Source organism: Nocardia cyriacigeorgica NBRC 100375 (assembly GCF_000308555.1).
Lineage (GTDB): Bacteria > Actinomycetota > Actinomycetes > Mycobacteriales > Mycobacteriaceae > Nocardia > Nocardia cyriacigeorgica.
In genome coordinates this window covers 1-14,254 of sequence record NZ_BAFY01000321.1, presented here as the reverse complement: position 1 = coordinate 14,254, position 14,254 = coordinate 1, and the positions used below count along the sequence as shown (strand labels likewise).

The 14,254-nt window shown below is 67.2% G+C and carries 16 protein-coding genes and 1 pseudogene; 4 read left to right on the top strand and 13 right to left on the bottom strand.

All coding sequences use genetic code 11. The annotated features are described in order from the left end of the window. Positions 1-24 precede the first annotated feature (24 nt). The 4 genes from RJ05_RS27255 to RJ05_RS27240 form a co-directional block, all read right to left on the bottom strand. Positions 25-501, bottom strand: a complete 477-nt coding sequence (locus RJ05_RS27255) for a nuclear transport factor 2 family protein (protein ID WP_036542507.1) — start codon at positions 499-501, stop codon at positions 25-27. An 80-nt stretch (positions 502-581) separates the two neighbouring features. Then, positions 582-1,007, bottom strand: a complete 426-nt coding sequence (locus tag RJ05_RS27250; RefSeq protein WP_036542506.1) for a nuclear transport factor 2 family protein — start codon at positions 1,005-1,007, stop codon at positions 582-584. Positions 1,008-1,103: 96 nt separating this feature from the next. Beyond that, positions 1,104-1,556, bottom strand: coding sequence for a VOC family protein (locus tag RJ05_RS27245; protein WP_036542503.1), 453 nt, complete (start codon positions 1,554-1,556; stop codon positions 1,104-1,106). Between the two features lie 61 nt (positions 1,557-1,617). Beyond that, positions 1,618-2,088 (bottom strand): RDD family protein, encoded by a 471-nt coding sequence (locus tag RJ05_RS27240; protein WP_036542500.1) that lies wholly within the window; start codon positions 2,086-2,088, stop codon positions 1,618-1,620. A gap of 299 nt (positions 2,089-2,387) precedes the next feature. On the opposite strand from RJ05_RS27240, the gene RJ05_RS27235 reads away from it, so the two are divergent. Both RJ05_RS27235 and RJ05_RS27230 read left to right on the top strand, forming a co-directional pair. Next, positions 2,388-2,702: a hypothetical protein gene (locus RJ05_RS27235; protein ID WP_138445605.1), complete on the top strand. Its 315-nt coding sequence runs from the start codon at positions 2,388-2,390 to the stop codon at positions 2,700-2,702. Between the two features lie 99 nt (positions 2,703-2,801). Further along, positions 2,802-3,296, top strand: a complete 495-nt coding sequence (locus RJ05_RS27230) for a hypothetical protein (protein WP_036542492.1) — start codon at positions 2,802-2,804, stop codon at positions 3,294-3,296. A gap of 62 nt (positions 3,297-3,358) precedes the next feature. Here RJ05_RS27230 and RJ05_RS27225 read toward each other — a convergent pair whose 3' ends face one another. The 8 genes from RJ05_RS27225 to RJ05_RS31730 all read right to left on the bottom strand — a co-directional run bounded on the left by RJ05_RS27225 (position 3,359) and on the right by RJ05_RS31730 (position 12,656). Next, the gene (locus RJ05_RS27225) at positions 3,359-3,859 is read right to left on the bottom strand and encodes a DUF488 domain-containing protein (protein ID WP_051016967.1); all 501 of its coding nucleotides are present in this window, start codon (positions 3,857-3,859) and stop codon (positions 3,359-3,361) included. 59 nt (positions 3,860-3,918) lie between these two features. Then, positions 3,919-5,469 carry a GMC family oxidoreductase gene (locus RJ05_RS27220; protein WP_036542486.1) on the bottom strand — a complete coding sequence of 517 codons (1,551 nt, stop codon included), beginning with the start codon at positions 5,467-5,469 and terminating at the stop codon, positions 3,919-3,921. Beyond that, positions 5,466-6,980, bottom strand: a complete 1,515-nt coding sequence (locus RJ05_RS27215) for an aldehyde dehydrogenase family protein (protein ID WP_036542483.1) — start codon at positions 6,978-6,980, stop codon at positions 5,466-5,468. Before RJ05_RS27215 ends, RJ05_RS27220 begins: the two co-directional genes overlap by 4 nt. After that, positions 6,977-9,193, bottom strand: a complete 2,217-nt coding sequence (gene betT / locus RJ05_RS27210; protein WP_036542480.1) for a choline BCCT transporter BetT — start codon at positions 9,191-9,193, stop codon at positions 6,977-6,979. The genes RJ05_RS27215 and betT overlap by 4 nt, the downstream gene beginning before the upstream one ends. A gap of 194 nt (positions 9,194-9,387) precedes the next feature. Continuing rightward, positions 9,388-9,867 carry a hypothetical protein gene (locus tag RJ05_RS27205; protein ID WP_036542476.1) on the bottom strand — a complete coding sequence of 160 codons (480 nt, stop codon included), beginning with the start codon at positions 9,865-9,867 and terminating at the stop codon, positions 9,388-9,390. A gap of 132 nt (positions 9,868-9,999) precedes the next feature. After that, the gene (locus RJ05_RS27200; protein ID WP_036542474.1) at positions 10,000-10,914 is read right to left on the bottom strand and encodes an NAD-dependent epimerase/dehydratase family protein; all 915 of its coding nucleotides are present in this window, start codon (positions 10,912-10,914) and stop codon (positions 10,000-10,002) included. Positions 10,915-11,040: 126 nt separating this feature from the next. Then, the gene (locus RJ05_RS27195; RefSeq protein WP_081597572.1) at positions 11,041-12,186 is read right to left on the bottom strand and encodes a PucR family transcriptional regulator; all 1,146 of its coding nucleotides are present in this window, start codon (positions 12,184-12,186) and stop codon (positions 11,041-11,043) included. Positions 12,187-12,488: 302 nt separating this feature from the next. Then, positions 12,489-12,656, bottom strand: coding sequence for a hypothetical protein (locus tag RJ05_RS31730; RefSeq protein ID WP_169332979.1), 168 nt, complete (start codon positions 12,654-12,656; stop codon positions 12,489-12,491). A gap of 292 nt (positions 12,657-12,948) precedes the next feature. On the opposite strand from RJ05_RS31730, the gene RJ05_RS27190 reads away from it, so the two are divergent. Beyond that, entirely contained in the window at positions 12,949-13,356 is a 408-nt protein-coding gene (locus RJ05_RS27190) for a low affinity iron permease family protein (RefSeq protein WP_036542469.1), read from the top strand. Positions 13,357-13,364: 8 nt separating this feature from the next. Here RJ05_RS27190 and RJ05_RS27185 read toward each other — a convergent pair whose 3' ends face one another. Beyond that, on the bottom strand, positions 13,365-13,970 hold the full coding sequence (locus RJ05_RS27185; protein WP_036542466.1) for a flavodoxin family protein: 606 nt from the start codon (positions 13,968-13,970) through the stop codon (positions 13,365-13,367). Positions 13,971-14,141: 171 nt separating this feature from the next. On the opposite strand from RJ05_RS27185, the pseudogene RJ05_RS32565 reads away from it, so the two are divergent. Further along, positions 14,142-14,254: pseudogene (locus RJ05_RS32565) on the top strand (DNA starvation/stationary phase protection protein); the annotation flags it as partial.

The following is a 14,254-nucleotide window of genomic DNA, read 5'->3' as shown; positions in this document are numbered from 1 at the left end:
CGTCGCCGATGCCGACCGCGCGGTTCACTCCGAGGGGGCCCACATGTTCGACAGCAGCCGATGACTGGGCGTGTCGGCCAGCGATTGGGAGGATTCGTAGATGCGGACGTATCCGGTGGCGGTGATGCGCCAGACCCCGTCGGGGTCGCGGCGATACCGATCGGTGTAGTAGCCGGACCCGCGGATGAGCACTCCGTAGTCGGTGGCGATGACGGTGTCTTCGAACAGCCAGCTGCCGGTGGCTTCCGCACCGTCCACGCTGATCTCGGGATGGTTGGCCACGTGCGTGGTGACGATGCCGGTGCCCATGTTGTCGCGCAGGAATTCGACGACGGCCTCGCGCCCGGTGAGCACCAGCGGCTCACCCAGCGCATGGGTGCCGTAGCGGCCCTCGACATCGTGGGCGAGGGTGTCGCCGAACTCGTCCCACAGCTTCAGATCGAGCGTGCGGAAGTACTTGTACTTGAGCGCGCGAATGGCTTCGACTGCCACCAGGTCCATCGGCCAAGCCTGACACGGCACCCGCGGCAAAACAAGAACACGTTACAAATCAGCGGTGTGCTGTGTAGAGCCGGACCGGATCAGGTGAAGGCCTGCTCCAGCCCCTCGAACCACGCCGAATCCTCCACCAGCCGGCTGCTGCGCCAGCCGTCGGCGGTGCGGACGAGGTCGTGGTTGTACCAGCCGCCGCAGAAGAACTGCTTGCCGGTCGAGACGATCATCGGGTTGAAGAACATCGCCCGCACGCGGGCCTGGTCGCCGTCGAGCGTGACGTCGATATTGGAGACGAAGTGCTGGGTGCGGGAGAACAATTCGAGCGCCACCGACAGTTGCGACACCACGGTGTCCAGGTCGCCGATCGGCCCGCCCGCGGTGGTGTAGTCGATGTGGGCGTCCGGGGTGAACACCGTGCGGTAGAGCTGCCAGTCCTTGGTGTCGACGGCATGCGCGTAGCGGGTGAGCAGATCGCCGATGGCGATCCGGTCCGCGATCGTCTGTAGATCCATCCCTCGATATAAGCGCACGAGGCGAGCCCGGGGAGCCGAATCCGTGGGTTACCCGCCGGGCCGGGTGGCTACCGATGGCTCAGGCGTCGAGTCCGGCTAGGCGGCGCAGAACTCGTTGCCCTCCGGGTCGAGCATCACCCACCAGTGTCCGGCAGGCCCGTGGTCGAACTCCTGGACCCGGGTCGCCCCCAGGCCTTCGAGCCGCCGCACCAGGTCCTCGAGGCTCCCCGGTGCGCTGTGCACGTCGATGTGCAGGCGGTTCTTCACGGTTTTGGCCTCCGGGACGTCCTGGAACAGCAGCCGTCTGCCCTGTCCGACGCCGCTGGCCGGGTCGAAGGGGTCGTCCGGATGCCGGATCGCGGCGTAACCACGGAAGGTCTTGCGCCCCTGATGCTCGCGGACCGCGGCTTCGGGGAGCCGGCCGGCGGCCAGTAGCTCGTCGATGAGGACGCTGGGATCTTCGACCTCGTATTCGAGCGCCGCGGCCCAGAAATCGGCGAGCGTCGCCGCGTCACGGCTGTCGATCACGAGTTTCCAGTTCAATGCCATGAGCGTGTCCTCTCTCCGGCCACCGACGTCCTCGGCCCGCCTCGATCCGGCACCGGCGAGGTCATTCGTCGATGACCTGCGTGCCCGCCAGCTTGTCGTGCCATCCCTGCTTGGTCGGGCTCGAACTGATCGTGACCGCGATCGCGATCGCGGCGATGAACCACAGGATCGGCCCGACCCAGGGAATCAGGTTCAACAACATGTAGGCATTGCGCAAGGCCGAATCCTTGACACTCGGCTTCGGGGCGCCCCCGGACCCGTTGACGTGCAGTCCGAGAATCTTCTTGCCCGGCGTCGATCCGGTCGACACCTCGAAGGCGAGGAAGTACAGGAATCCGAAGCCGGCACCCGGCAGGATGGACACCCAGTCGGGGGTATCCCAGATCATGTTCAGTAGCCAGAAGAAGATCGCGCCGATGATCGCGGCGAGGATCCAGTCGATGAACCGGGCTGCGGTGCGTTTGCCGAGGCCGCCGGGAGTGACCCCGGTAGCCGAACCGAGCCGAGGATCGTATCCACCTGCACTCACCATGGTTACTCCTTCTGAAAAGTAGTTCCACTTGTCCGGAGTGTGTCGATCCGCCCGTCGGGCGGCCGCCTCAACGATCTCACAATCTCGGGCGGCAGCGGCGAATTAGCTGAAATGTGGCTAGAGTGGATGCGAGCCGCGGTGCGGCGCAGGGGGTGGAGTTCGGTCGGCACCCCGTTGAGCACGGCCCGGCGTCGCGCGTGTCCCGGTGAACTCTTGTCCCGCTGCGGGATTCGCGATCGTGTGCGTGGCGTTCGGTGGTCAGGTCGGTACTGGAATGCGAAGAAAGGACGATGATGCAGATGCGCTCACGGTCGGCTGTGCTGGAATTCGTCGACGAAGTGACGGACCGGTACGGCTCGCTGGACGCGTACTTCACCCGATTGCGGGCCGAACTCGATGACGAACCCACCGTCGTCTTGCCGGTACTCACCGACACACCGACCTCGCCCACAGCGTGGGCGGCGGTGGCACGCGAGGAAGCGGTCGTGAGGACGGGCGAAGACGGAGAAGCACGCGGCACCTGCCCGCCCGAGGCAGGACTACCGCGAGAGCCGGTTGCCAAGGGCCGCACGGGCGCTGCCACCGTATGGGGCCGGCTCTGGGGACGGAGTTAGCCCGTCCACCTATCCACGACGGTATCGGCGACGAATGTCGTAGCAGGTTCGCACCGCCGAGGTGCGACGACAACGCTGGTACTTCGTGGAGGGTATGACATGTTCGGCTTGCGCGGCGTCGCTCGGATCGCCGCCATCATCGCGATAACGATCGGCGTCCTCGCGGGGGCCGGGTTCGCCCCGGCCGCCGCGGAATACGGGGGAGTCCTCGCCATCGACGAGGTCACCTTCGTGCACTCGCCCGATGCCGCCGACGACAGCGGCGGAACCCTCGAAGTCACCGTCACCTACAGCTGCGCCCACGGCGAAGCCGACAGTCTGCACGTCTACGCCTACCAGGGCACGCAGTCGCCGAGCGACACCCCCATCGGCGCACCGCACGGACCCGGCTACGACTACGACATCATCTGTGACTCGGTGTCCCGGCGCAAAACCGTCGCCATCGACCCGCCGTGGCACGGAACAGGTTCGGGCTCACGGCATTTCACCAATGGCGCGCAAGGCCGCGTCACCGCCGAACTGCGCCGCGGAACCACGACCACCAGACACGCCACCGGCTGCTTCGAATGGAATGATCCCGCCGCCCGCAAATGAGTTCGGCGATCCGGTCGGCGGGCTGGGACGGAGCGAGGCGCCGGCGGCCTTGTCCGAGGTGATCACCGTTGTGCGGCATCCTCGGGCGGGTAGGTGAGCCGAGTTCCCTCCGCGCGGGCGAACGATGTCAGCGTGTGGCGGCGTCGGCTCGTCGCCGAGATGATCTCGACGACGGGCACATCGCGCACGGTGAGCGCGTCGGCGACGAGCGAACGGTGGCACCGCCAGGGAACGGCTTCGGCGCACATGATCGCGGTGCGTTCTCCCCGGGCCAGGCGCATGAGTTCGCTGAGTGCGTCATCGAATTCGGCGGTCTGCATATAGTCGGCGTACCCACGGAAACTGGTGTTCCGCCAGCCGGTGTTCGGCGAGTCCTTCCTGGAATGGCGCAGCCCGCCGAGCCCTGCCAGATGTGTGTAGCCGATCCCGGCCTCGTGCAGGCTCGCCGCCAACTCGTCGCTGTTGAACTGCGGATTGTGCCGTGAACGCGGAATCGTGCGGATGTCGACGAGGCGACGGATTCCGTAGCCGTGCAACAGTTCGACGAAATCCTCGATCGACATCGTGGAATGCCCGACGGTATAGATGGCGCCCTCGGGTAGCTCGTGCTCCGAACCCACGGCTAGCGCGCGGCGGCGACGAGTTCGGCGCAGCGCTCACCGACCAGCATCACCGTGATGTTCGGGTTCACCGTCGTGTGCGCGGGAAACACCGACGCGTCCGCGACCCGTAAACCGTCTACGCCCTTGACCCGCAGCTGCGGATCCAGCGGGCTCAGCGGGTCGTCCTCGGCGCCCATCCGCACCGTCCCCACCGGGTGATACACCGTGTTGTGCGTACGGCGGATGTAGTCGGCGAGCTCGGCATCGGAGCCGGTGCCCGGCCCCGGATACAGCTCGCGCGCTACCCATTGCGCCAGCGGTGCGGTGGCCGCGATCTCGCGGGCCTTGCGCAATCCGGCGATCATCACGCGCATGTCGTGCCCCTCGGCGTCGGTGAAATAGCGTGGATCCACCCGCGGCTTGTCGCGGAAATCACGCGAGCGCAACCGCACCGTCCCCCGCGACCGGGCGTGGGTGACGTTGGGGGTGAGGCAGAAGGTGTTCTCGGCGGTGGGGTAGCCCTGCCGCACGGTGTGCATGTCGAAGGGCACACTGCCGTAATGCATCATCAGGTCCGGCCGGTCGAGTCCGTCGACGGTGGTGGTGAAGATGCCCGCCTCCCACCACTGGGTGGAGCTGGTCACCATCGGCCGGGTCGTCTCGAAGCCGATCACCCCCTCCGGATGATCCTGGAGATGAGCGCCCACACCGGGGGAGTCGACGAGCACCTCGATGTCGTTGGCCCGCAGATGATCCGCAGGGCCGATTCCGGAGAGCATCAGCAGTTTCGGCGAGTCGATCGCACCGGCGGACACGATGATCTCCCGGCGGGCCGGCACCCGGGTGGTGCGGCCGAAGGCGTTGTCGGTGATATCGACCGCGACCGCCCGGCCACCGTCGAGCACGATCCTCTTGGCCCAGGCGCCGGTCCGGACGGTCAGATTCGGGCGGTCGAGCACCGGATGCAGGTAGCTCACCGAGGACGAGGCGCGCGTGCCGTCGGCGCGGCGGTTGATCTGAAAGAAGTTGGCGCCGTTGATCACCGTCTTGCCGGAATTGAATTCCGCACGGGGAATGCCGGCCGCCTCGCAGGCGTCGAGCAGCGCGACCCCGCACGGATCCGCCGGCGGCACCGTCATGATGTGCACCGGCCCGGTGCGCCCGTGATGGTCGCCGGGGGCGTCATTGGTCTCGATCCGGCTGTAGAGCCGGTACACCGAATCCGCGCCCCAGCCGGTGCAGCCGTGCTCACGTTCCCACGAATCGAGATCCTCGCGCGGGGCCCAGAACGCGATACAGCTGTTGTGCGAGGAACATCCACCCAGCACCTTGGCCCTGGCATGGCGCATGAACGAATTGCCGTTCTCCTGCGGTTCGATCGGATAATCCCAGTCGTAACCCGATTCGAGTAGCTCCATCCAGCGGTCCAGCCGCAGAATCACCTCGTCGCCGACGTCGCTGGGCCCGGCCTCGAGCAGGCACACCGTCACCGCCGGATCCTCCGACAGCCGGGCGGCGACCGCCGCACCGGCCGACCCGCCACCGACGACCACATAATCGTATTCGCTCACGACTGCTCCTTCCGGTCGGCGAACCAGCCGGTGACGCCCGGCCGGAGGTTCTCGTAGACGTGCTTGGCCTCGCGGTACTCGTGCAGGCCCGACGGCCCCAGCTCACGTCCGATCCCCGAGTGGCCGTAACCGCCCCACTCCGCCTGCGGCAGATACGGACCGAAATCGTTGACCCATACGGTGCCGTGCCGCAGCCGGGCCGCGATCCGGCGCGCCCTGGCGGCATCGGCCGACCACACCGCGCCCGCGAGCCCGTAATCGGTGTCGTTGGCGATGGCGACGGCTTCGTCCTCGGTCGTGAACGTCTCGACGGTGACCGTCGGACCGAACCCCTCATCGTGCACACATGCCATCTCGCGGGTGGCGCGGTCGATGACGGTGGGCAGATAGAAGTAGCCGTCGTCGAGGTTGCCCGCGCCGCGGTCGCCGGTGGCGAACGCGCCGCCGGTGCGGATCACGGCGCCGTCGGCGCGGGCCTGCTCGACATAGCCGTGCACCTTGTCGCGGTGCGCGGCCGAGATCAGCGGCCCGGTCTCGGTGTCGGGGTGGAACGGCAGGCCGAGCCGGATCTGCTCGGCGCGGCGCACCAGCTCGTCGACGAAACGGTCGTGCGCGGCTTCCTCGATCACCAGCCGCGCACCGGCCGAACACACCTGACCCGAATGCAGGAACGCGGCGTTGAGCGCGTTGTCGACGGCGGCAGCGAGCCGTTCGTCGGTGTCGCAGGCGTCGGCGAACACCACATTCGGGTTCTTGCCGCCGAGTTCGAGGGCCACCTTCTTGACCGTCGCTGCCGCCTCGCGGGCGATGATCCGGCCGGTGGCCAGTCCGCCGGTGAACGAGACCAGGTCGACGTCGGGATGCGAGGACAGCGGCGCACCCGCGGTCGCGCCCGCGCCGAGCACCAGGTTGGCCACGCCGGGCGGCAGGCCGAGCTCGTGCAGCACCGTCATCAACAGAATCGAGGTATGCGGGGTCAGCTCCGCCGGTTTCAGAACGAAGGTGTTGCCAGCGGCCAGCGCGGGCGCCACCTTCCACGCGACCTGCAGCAGTGGGTAATTCCAGGGTGTGATCAGACCGCACACGCCGACCGGCTCGTAGACGATGCGGGAATCGATATCCGGTGAGCCCGCATCGACGACCCGGCCGGCATCTTCGCCGGCGAGTTTGCCGAAATACCGGAAACAGTGCGCGATATCGGACATGTCGATATCGGATTCGTAGGGCCGCTTCCCGGTGTCCAGAGTTTCCGCGCGGACGAATTCCTCGCGCCTGGCATCGATGGCGTCGGCGACCTTCAGCAGCAGATCGCCGCGCTCGTCGGCCGAGGTCCGGCGCCAGGGGCCGTCGTCGAAGGCGCGCCGGGCCGCGGCTATGGCGGCCTCGGTGTCGGCGGCGCCTGCTTCGGCGACCACGCCGACGAGGGAATTGTCCGCCGGGCAACGGATTTCGCGAGTATCGCCGGACCTGGCAGCGGTCCAGGCGCCGTCGATATAGAGGGTCTCACTCATGCAGTGGTTCTCCCTTCCGGATCGCTGTCGGTGTCGACGTCGCCGGGATTCGGCTCGTGATGATCGGTCGCCGAGCGCCGCAGATGCAGGTAGCCGAGATGACGTTCGTATTGGTCGAGAATGTCGCCGATGATCTGCTCGCGGGTGTAGCCGTTGAGCGAATAGCCCTGCGAGCCCTCCGCCAGATAGACCTCGCAGCGGAAATACCGGTCCTGCGAGCGCTGGGCGAGAACGGCATAGGTCGGGGTCGGGGCCGAAACCGGCCACACGCAGTATTCGAACCGGGGTTCATTGGCTTGATCGACGACCAGCCGCGTGGTCGGCATGCCCTCGTTGCGCGCGGACTCATCGATGGTCGCCGCCACACCGGCCCTGGTGAACTCGGCGCCGACCTCGCGCACCGCGGGAAGCACCGAAGTGGTCATGAACCGGCGCGTGGCCGCAGGCCCCGGATAGCTGATGGTGGCCAGCAGCCTGCGGCGCCAACTGCCGTGTTCGGCCGGTCCGCGCCCCGCCGCGATGGCGTGCGGCAGGGCGGTGCGGAAGCTGTCGAGCTTGTAGGACTCGTTGCGCACCGACCGCAGCAACGCGATACCGATCAGCGCGAGCACGAACGAGAACGGCAGCCCCATGATGATGGTGGCGTTCTGCAGCGTGGTGATGGAGCCACCCGCGCCGGCGAACAGCATCGACAGCGTGAGCAGCCCGATGGCCACCGACCAGAAGATGCGGGTGCCCTTCGCACAGTCGGCCATCGGGTTCGGCAGCCGCGAGGTGAAGTTGCCCATCACCAGAGCACCCGAGTCGGCGCTGGTGGTGTAGAACAGCAGGCCGGTGATGGTCGCGATGCCGAGCAGCAAGGGCGCGCCCGGGTATTGCTCGAGTAGTGAGTAGAACCCGACCTCGGCCTGCGCCGCGGTCGTCTCGGCGAATTCGGCGTCCTCGCGGGCGAGGTCGAGGGCGCTGTTACCGAAGATCGAGATCCACATCAGGATGAAGCTGAACGGCACCACCAGCACCCCGAACACGAACTGGCGCAGCGTGCGCCCGCGCGAGATCCGCGCCAGGAACAGTCCGACGAACGGCGCCCACGCCACCCACCAGGCCCAGAAGAACAACGTCCAGGCATCCAGCCAGGCGGTGGGCTGGTTCGGCGTCTCCGGATTGCGTTCCCAGGCGAAGGTGTCGAGGGTGCGGTCGAGGAAGGTCGAGACGTAATCGCCGGCGTTCTGGGCGAGGGCGTTGAGCAGGAAATCCGAGCGGCCCGCCACCAGGATGTAGATCAGCAGCGCGATCGCCATGATGACGTTGAGTTCCGACAGCCGCCGGATCCCGCGGTCCACACCGGTGGTCGCCGAAATCGTCGCCACGATCACCGACAGCACGATCAGCCCGATCTGGGCGGCTTTGCCCTGGTCGATGCCGAACATCTCGTGCAGGCCGTAATTGAGCTGCACGATCCCGATGCCGAGGGAGGTGGCGATGCCGAAGATGGTGCCGAGGACCGCGGCCACGTCGATGGCGTCGCCCCAGCGGCCGTGTACCCGCTTACCGAAGATGGGGTAGAGGGCGGCGCGAATGGTGAGCGGCAGATTGTGCCGGAACGCGAAATAGGCGAGCGCGGCGCCCATCAGCGTGTACATGGCCCAGCCGCTGAGGCCGTAGTGGAAGATCGTCCAGGTCGTCGCCGCACGGGCGGCCTCGTTGGTCTGGGCCGGCCCGGTGGGCGGGTAGAGGTAGTTGTAGACCGGTTCGGCGACCGAGAAGAACATCAGGTCGATGCCGATTCCGGCGGCGAACAGCATCGCGGTCCAGGTGAACAGGCTGTATTCCGGGCGCGATTCCTCCGGGCCGAGCCGGTAGCGGCCGTAGCGGCTGACGCCGAGGAACACCACGAGCCCGACGATGCCGGTCGCCAGAATGAAGTACCACCAGCCGAACCAGGTGGAGATGAAGGTCTTGACCTCGCCCACCACGGTTTCCGCGCTCTCCGGGGCGGCCAGCGCCCAGATGGCGAACACGAGCACGATGCCCGCGGCGGCGAGGAACACCGGTTTGTTGACCGAACCGCGGCCCGCCGCCGGATGTGCGGGATGGGCGGAGTGGAAGGTTGCGGCATCGGCGGCATCGGCGGCGTCCGCGTCCGGGGTCGCGGCAACGGACGGTTCACGGTCGGTGTTGTTGCTGTCCGGTGGATCGCTGACGCCACTCATGGGACGAACGCTAGTCGCGTCGGGACGAGGCCGGAGGCATCATCGGCCTCGTGTCCGCGATCGGTACGAACCCGTGCCGGGTCGATCCTCCCGGCCGGTGCAGGCGGGAGGTCCGGCGGCGTCAGCGACTGTGACCGGGCCCCGCCAGGCCCGGCCCGGTAGTCGATGCGGCTTCCGGGACCGCTACCCGGCGATCACCTGATGTCGATGGTCCCGTCGAACATCAGCGGAGTCGGGCCCGGTTCGCAGCCGCGGAAGCTGCTGGTCGGCATCGGCATGCCATAGCCGATCCGGTTCGGCTGACCTGCCTGGCCCTTCATGACCGTGATCTGGATGGCCATCGAATCCGGCGGGAACAGCATCACCGGTTCCATGGTGGTGATCGGGTAGACCAGCGAGACGGTGTTGTCGCGGACCGTCAGGCAGGTGACCGGGCCGGTGACGCGTATCGGCAGGTTCATATTGCCGAGCTTGGCGGTGGCCACATAGGTGCCGGTCGTGGGATCACCCGGCGAACTCTGGGCGTCCACGTGCAGCACGTTCATGCCGAGGACCTGCATATTGCCGTCGATCGTGACGCTGGTCGGCTGGGCGGCGGCCTGTCCGGAACCGGCGATGACCGCTGCGGTCGCGATCGCCGCGGCCGCGCCGAGCCTGGTGAGCTGATGTGCCATGAGTGTGTCTCCTCGGGTCGTTGTCCCCGTTGCGCGGATACCCGGGGTACTCGTGTTCAAGCCGAGAAGTTCGATCGTGATTACTCCTGGGATGATGGGATATTTCGTGGCGGCGACGATGTGTGCAAGGGATCAGGATGCCGCAACCATGCTGTGCAGGATGTCGGGCAGCGGCGTCGGCGCGAGTCCGAACGTCTGCTCGGTCAGGCTCGAGTCGATGACGAACGGCCGGTCGAGCTGGTACTGCACTTCGCGAAGCTCCCGGACGACCGGGGAGGTCAGACCGCCCGCGCGCAGCATCCAGCCCGGCATGCGGCGCAGTGTCGGCGCAGGCGCGCCGGCGACGCGGGCGAGCCGCTCGGCCAGCTGACGGGGTGAGACGGGTGGATTGGTGGGTACGTGCCAGGCCCGGCCCCAGGCGCGGTCGTCCTCGGCGAGGGCGATGAGCGTGCGGGCCGCGTCGGCGGTGCCGGTCCAGCTGTGCGGCGCCTCCAGATCGCCTGGCAGCATGGCCGTCTTCCCGGACAAGACCTTGGCCGCCACCATGACGGCGAAGGTGGACCGGGCGCCGGGGCCGAGGAAATCACTGGCCCGCACTTCGGTGACGCGCACCCGTCCCGCCGCATAGGCCGCCGACGCTTCCTGCCAGGCCTGCGCACGCACCCGGCCTTTGACCGAATTCGGCGTCATCGGCAGATCCTCGGTCATCGGCGCCGTGGGTGCGCCGTAGCCGTACAGGTTGCCGAGCATCACGTATCCGGCACCTGTTGCCTCCGCGGCCCGCAGCAGGGAGCCGAACAGCGGCAACAGCTCGGTGCGCCAGCGGTGATACGGCGGCGCGGCGCAGTTGAACAGTGTCTCGGCGCCCGAGGTCAGCTCGATCAGCCGCGCGGTGTCGCCGGCGTCGGCGGCGAGGCACTCGATCCGCCGATCGCGCGGCCCGCTCCCACTACGCGTGATCAACCGGACCTCGTGTCCGGCGTCGGCGAGCAGTTGCGCGGTCAGGGTGCCGACGCCGCCGGCGCCGACCACAACAGACAGTGTCATGGGCTTCTTTCGATCGAGTGGTATTCGGGGCCGGACACAAGACACCGCCCGAACCGCGAATGTGACACCACTGCGACGACACAGCCTCACCGAATGTGAGGTCAGAAGCGGTCGGCGTCGCCCAGATCAGGCGACGTCGACCATGCCGCGCCCGCGGTGGGCGCGAATCAGCAGCGCCGCCCGCAGATAGCACAGCCCGGTGACGTCGTTCGGGTCGAATCCGGTGATCTGGCCGATGCGTTTCAATCGGTAGTCCACGGTGTTGGTGTGCACGTAGAGTTTGCGGGCCGACCGCGAGCGCTGCATATTCGTGGCCATGTGCACCTCGAGGGTGGTGAGCAATTCCGGGTACGCCTCGAGGGAATCGAGGACCGAGCTCAAGTAGTCGCGGGCGGGGCCGGGGCGGGTCAATTGGTACTCGAAGGCCAGCTCATGCGGGCGATACACCTTGCTCTCGCCGCCGAGCAGGTGCACGATATCGACCAGCTCGTGGACCTGCTCGGCGACGCCGGGGATCTGCGCGGGCGTCGCCGTCGTCGCGACCGCTCGGATCGGGACCTGGCCTGCGACGGAGAGGTTGTCGATCAGCCGGTCGAGGTCGGCGTCGGTGAACTCGGTGGCAGGCAGCAGCAGGGTGCCGCCGTCCACACTGAGCAGCGACAGCACCTTGCCGGCGCACCGGTTGGCCAGTTCGGCCTGCACGCGGCGCAGCTTGCGGCGCGCGACGATCTTCTCGTCGAGCGCCGAGACCTTCTCCTCGGGATGCGGTGGAAGCTCCAGCGCCACAACGTGGTAGCGCTCGGCCACTTCGATCCCGCACTCGCGGGCCATGGTGGAGGTGCTCTGCCCGCCCAGCAGCGCCGAGGTCAGCGTGTGCACGGCCGTGTGGTGTTCACTGACTACCGATCGCAGTTCGCGCACATAGGCCAACGAGACGGCCGAGTTGATCATGTCCTGGGCATCCATCAATCGCCTGGCCACCCCGACCGCGGTGTCGAAATCGTGGATGGTGCCGTTTTCCAGGATCAGGTCGAATCCGAGCTTGAAGCCCTCGTGGATGGCGTGATGGATGGTGTCGATCGGGATGCCCTCGCGCGCCCAGTCCGCCGCGGCGTCTTGCACCCGTTCGGTTCGGCCGCGTAGGTCGCGCCCGTCCAGCATGCTGTTGGTCAATTCCAGGCAGATCCGCGTCACCGTGGTGATATCGCCGTCGAGCGCTTCGCCCGGGAGCGTGGCACACGGCACGACATTTTCGATGAAATGGCCGACCATCTGACGGGAAATGGTCCGTACATCCTTCAGTGGAGTGGATACCGGCCGACCGGAAGAGGTGAGAAATGGTTCGGCTGAGGCTGCGACAGACATGGTAATTCCTTCCCACCCAGGGCTGCTGGGCAGGGACTCACGCTACCGCGAGAACCCGTTGCCATGTCGTGACCTTCGATTGTGACAAGGTGGAACGGATATCGGAAACGTTTATAGATTCCAACAATCGAGGCCGGCGGCCGCCGCGCCCGGGTCGCCGCGGCGGTGGCGACGGGACACGCCACCGCCGCGGCGACCGAACAGGGTTGCTACAGGCAGAAGCTCAGCTCCAGCGGCCCGAGGTGGATCGGCGCGCACACCTCGACCGATCCCGCGACGGGGGCGGCGGTCTCAGCGGAGGCGGGGGCGGCGCCGATCGCGGCCGCGGTGAGAACCAGGCCGGCGACGGCGAGCGGACGAATAATTCTGGAGTTCATAAACATTCCTCGGTTGTGCTCTGCGATGGCGTCCCGGATTCGGGACCGGCCCCATCAGAACACAAGGCGCGCACGAAATGTCGCTCTCCGGGTCGTTCTTGATTCCTCAGCCGATATCCGCGCATGCGTCGTAGAAATCCACAATTCCCGCACCGCGGGGAAGCGGCATAATTCGCCGGGAAAGCCGGGCCGGGCGGTGCGAACGTTTGCCGCGGTATTTCCCGGGTACCGCTCTCATAGCAGGATATGACGTCGCCGCTTCCCGGGCAGTGAGCGTGAGGAGGTCTCGGTGATGAGTGAGAAGCGAGGCCGCGCGCTGCTGCCCTCCGATGTCAGCGACGATCGCTCCATCTTCGATCGCTTCGCCAGCCGCGCCGCGGCGACGGTGTCCAAAGCCTGGTTCTTCGCCTTCTGTGTGCTGATCGTGCTGGTGTGGGCGCCGAGCATCCTGGTGCTGCGCAACATCGACACCTGGCAGTTGGTGATCAACACCGCGACCACGATCATCACGTTCCTGCTGGTCGCGCTGTTACAGAACACCCAGACGCGCTCGGACGAGGCGGTGCAGCACAAGCTCAACGCGATCGCCGACGCGCTCGGCGACCTGATGGACGAGCTCGGCCCCGAATACCCGGGCCTGCGCAAGCACCGCGAGGAACTCACCGACGCCGTGGGGTTGGAGCGCCACGAGTCCAGCTGAACGCGCGTTCAGGCCGGATAAGGCTGCGCGCGCAGCAGCCGCGCCAGATGCGCGGCGTTACGGGCCAGCGTCGCGTTCGTGGTGGCGACGGCCTTGGGCACGGAGTCGAGATCCAGATAGTCGACGCCGCTCATCGCCTCACCGTTCCAATACGTGCCGCCCTGTCCCGGAATGCTGAACCCGATGTCGTCGAGGGCCTGGAACAGATCGGCGGTGATCTTGTGCGCACCGTCCTCGTTGCCGACCACCGCCGACGTGGCGACTTTGTCGAACATGGCCGGGCGGCCGCGGTCGTCGGTGTTGGACAGCTCGGCGTCGAGCCGCTCGAGCATCCGCTGCGCCACCGAGGACATATGGCCGAGCCAGGTGGGCGTTGACACCAGCAGGATGTCGGCGGCCAGGATCTTCTCGCGGATCTGTGGCCACTGATCCCCCTCGCCCTCGTCGGCGGTGACCCCGGGCAACACGTCGTAGTCCACCACCCGCACGATCTCTCCGCGCACCTGGTGCTGGGCGAACTCCGCCAGCACCTGCCGGGCCAGCAGGTCGCTACTGGACTCGGCCGGCGACTTCTTCAACGTGCACACCAGCGCAACCGCACTCAGCTCATCCATGCGTGCTCCTCCTGATCCGGCCACCATCCGGTGACGTTTTTGCCAGGGCAGTACCCGCTGTACCGGTGCTCACACGGCGGCCGGCCATCCGCGGGTCCGGGTTTGGCGGCCGGGAACCGGGTAGACCGATCGTGACCGGTCGATACCCAACCCCATGAGGAGGCAGCAACGATGTCGGTCCCCATCAAGAGCACTCTCGACGCCGAGTCACAGCGCATCACCGGCGACGCGCTGCGCGCGAGCGTGGTCGACCTGATCGATCTGTCGCTGATCGCCAAGCAGGC

Excerpts from the sequence above, each read along its gene's own strand:
- RJ05_RS27245 (WP_036542503.1), bottom strand. The coding sequence starts at position 1,556 with ATGGCATTGAACTGGAAACTCGTGATCGACAGCCGTGACGCGGCGACG.
- RJ05_RS27250 (WP_036542506.1), bottom strand. The coding sequence starts at position 1,007 with ATGGATCTACAGACGATCGCGGACCGGATCGCCATCGGCGATCTGCTC.
- RJ05_RS27200 (WP_036542474.1), bottom strand. The coding sequence starts at position 10,914 with ATGACACTGTCTGTTGTGGTCGGCGCCGGCGGCGTCGGCACCCTGACC.
- RJ05_RS31730 (WP_169332979.1), bottom strand. The coding sequence starts at position 12,656 with ATGAACTCCAGAATTATTCGTCCGCTCGCCGTCGCCGGCCTGGTTCTC.
- RJ05_RS27235 (WP_138445605.1), top strand. The coding sequence starts at position 2,388 with ATGCGCTCACGGTCGGCTGTGCTGGAATTCGTCGACGAAGTGACGGAC.
- RJ05_RS27230 (WP_036542492.1), top strand. The coding sequence starts at position 2,802 with ATGTTCGGCTTGCGCGGCGTCGCTCGGATCGCCGCCATCATCGCGATA.
- RJ05_RS27205 (WP_036542476.1), bottom strand. The coding sequence starts at position 9,867 with ATGGCACATCAGCTCACCAGGCTCGGCGCGGCCGCGGCGATCGCGACC.
- RJ05_RS27185 (WP_036542466.1), bottom strand. The coding sequence starts at position 13,970 with ATGGATGAGCTGAGTGCGGTTGCGCTGGTGTGCACGTTGAAGAAGTCG.
- RJ05_RS27195 (WP_081597572.1), bottom strand. The coding sequence starts at position 12,186 with ATGGTCGGCCATTTCATCGAAAATGTCGTGCCGTGTGCCACGCTCCCG.
- betT (WP_036542480.1), bottom strand. The coding sequence starts at position 9,193 with ATGAGTGGCGTCAGCGATCCACCGGACAGCAACAACACCGACCGTGAA.
- RJ05_RS27240 (WP_036542500.1), bottom strand. The coding sequence starts at position 2,088 with ATGGTGAGTGCAGGTGGATACGATCCTCGGCTCGGTTCGGCTACCGGG.
- RJ05_RS27215 (WP_036542483.1), bottom strand. The coding sequence starts at position 6,980 with ATGAGTGAGACCCTCTATATCGACGGCGCCTGGACCGCTGCCAGGTCC.
- RJ05_RS27255 (WP_036542507.1), bottom strand. The coding sequence starts at position 501 with ATGGACCTGGTGGCAGTCGAAGCCATTCGCGCGCTCAAGTACAAGTAC.
- RJ05_RS27190 (WP_036542469.1), top strand. The coding sequence starts at position 12,949 with ATGAGTGAGAAGCGAGGCCGCGCGCTGCTGCCCTCCGATGTCAGCGAC.
- RJ05_RS27225 (WP_051016967.1), bottom strand. The coding sequence starts at position 3,859 with ATGTCGATCGAGGATTTCGTCGAACTGTTGCACGGCTACGGAATCCGT.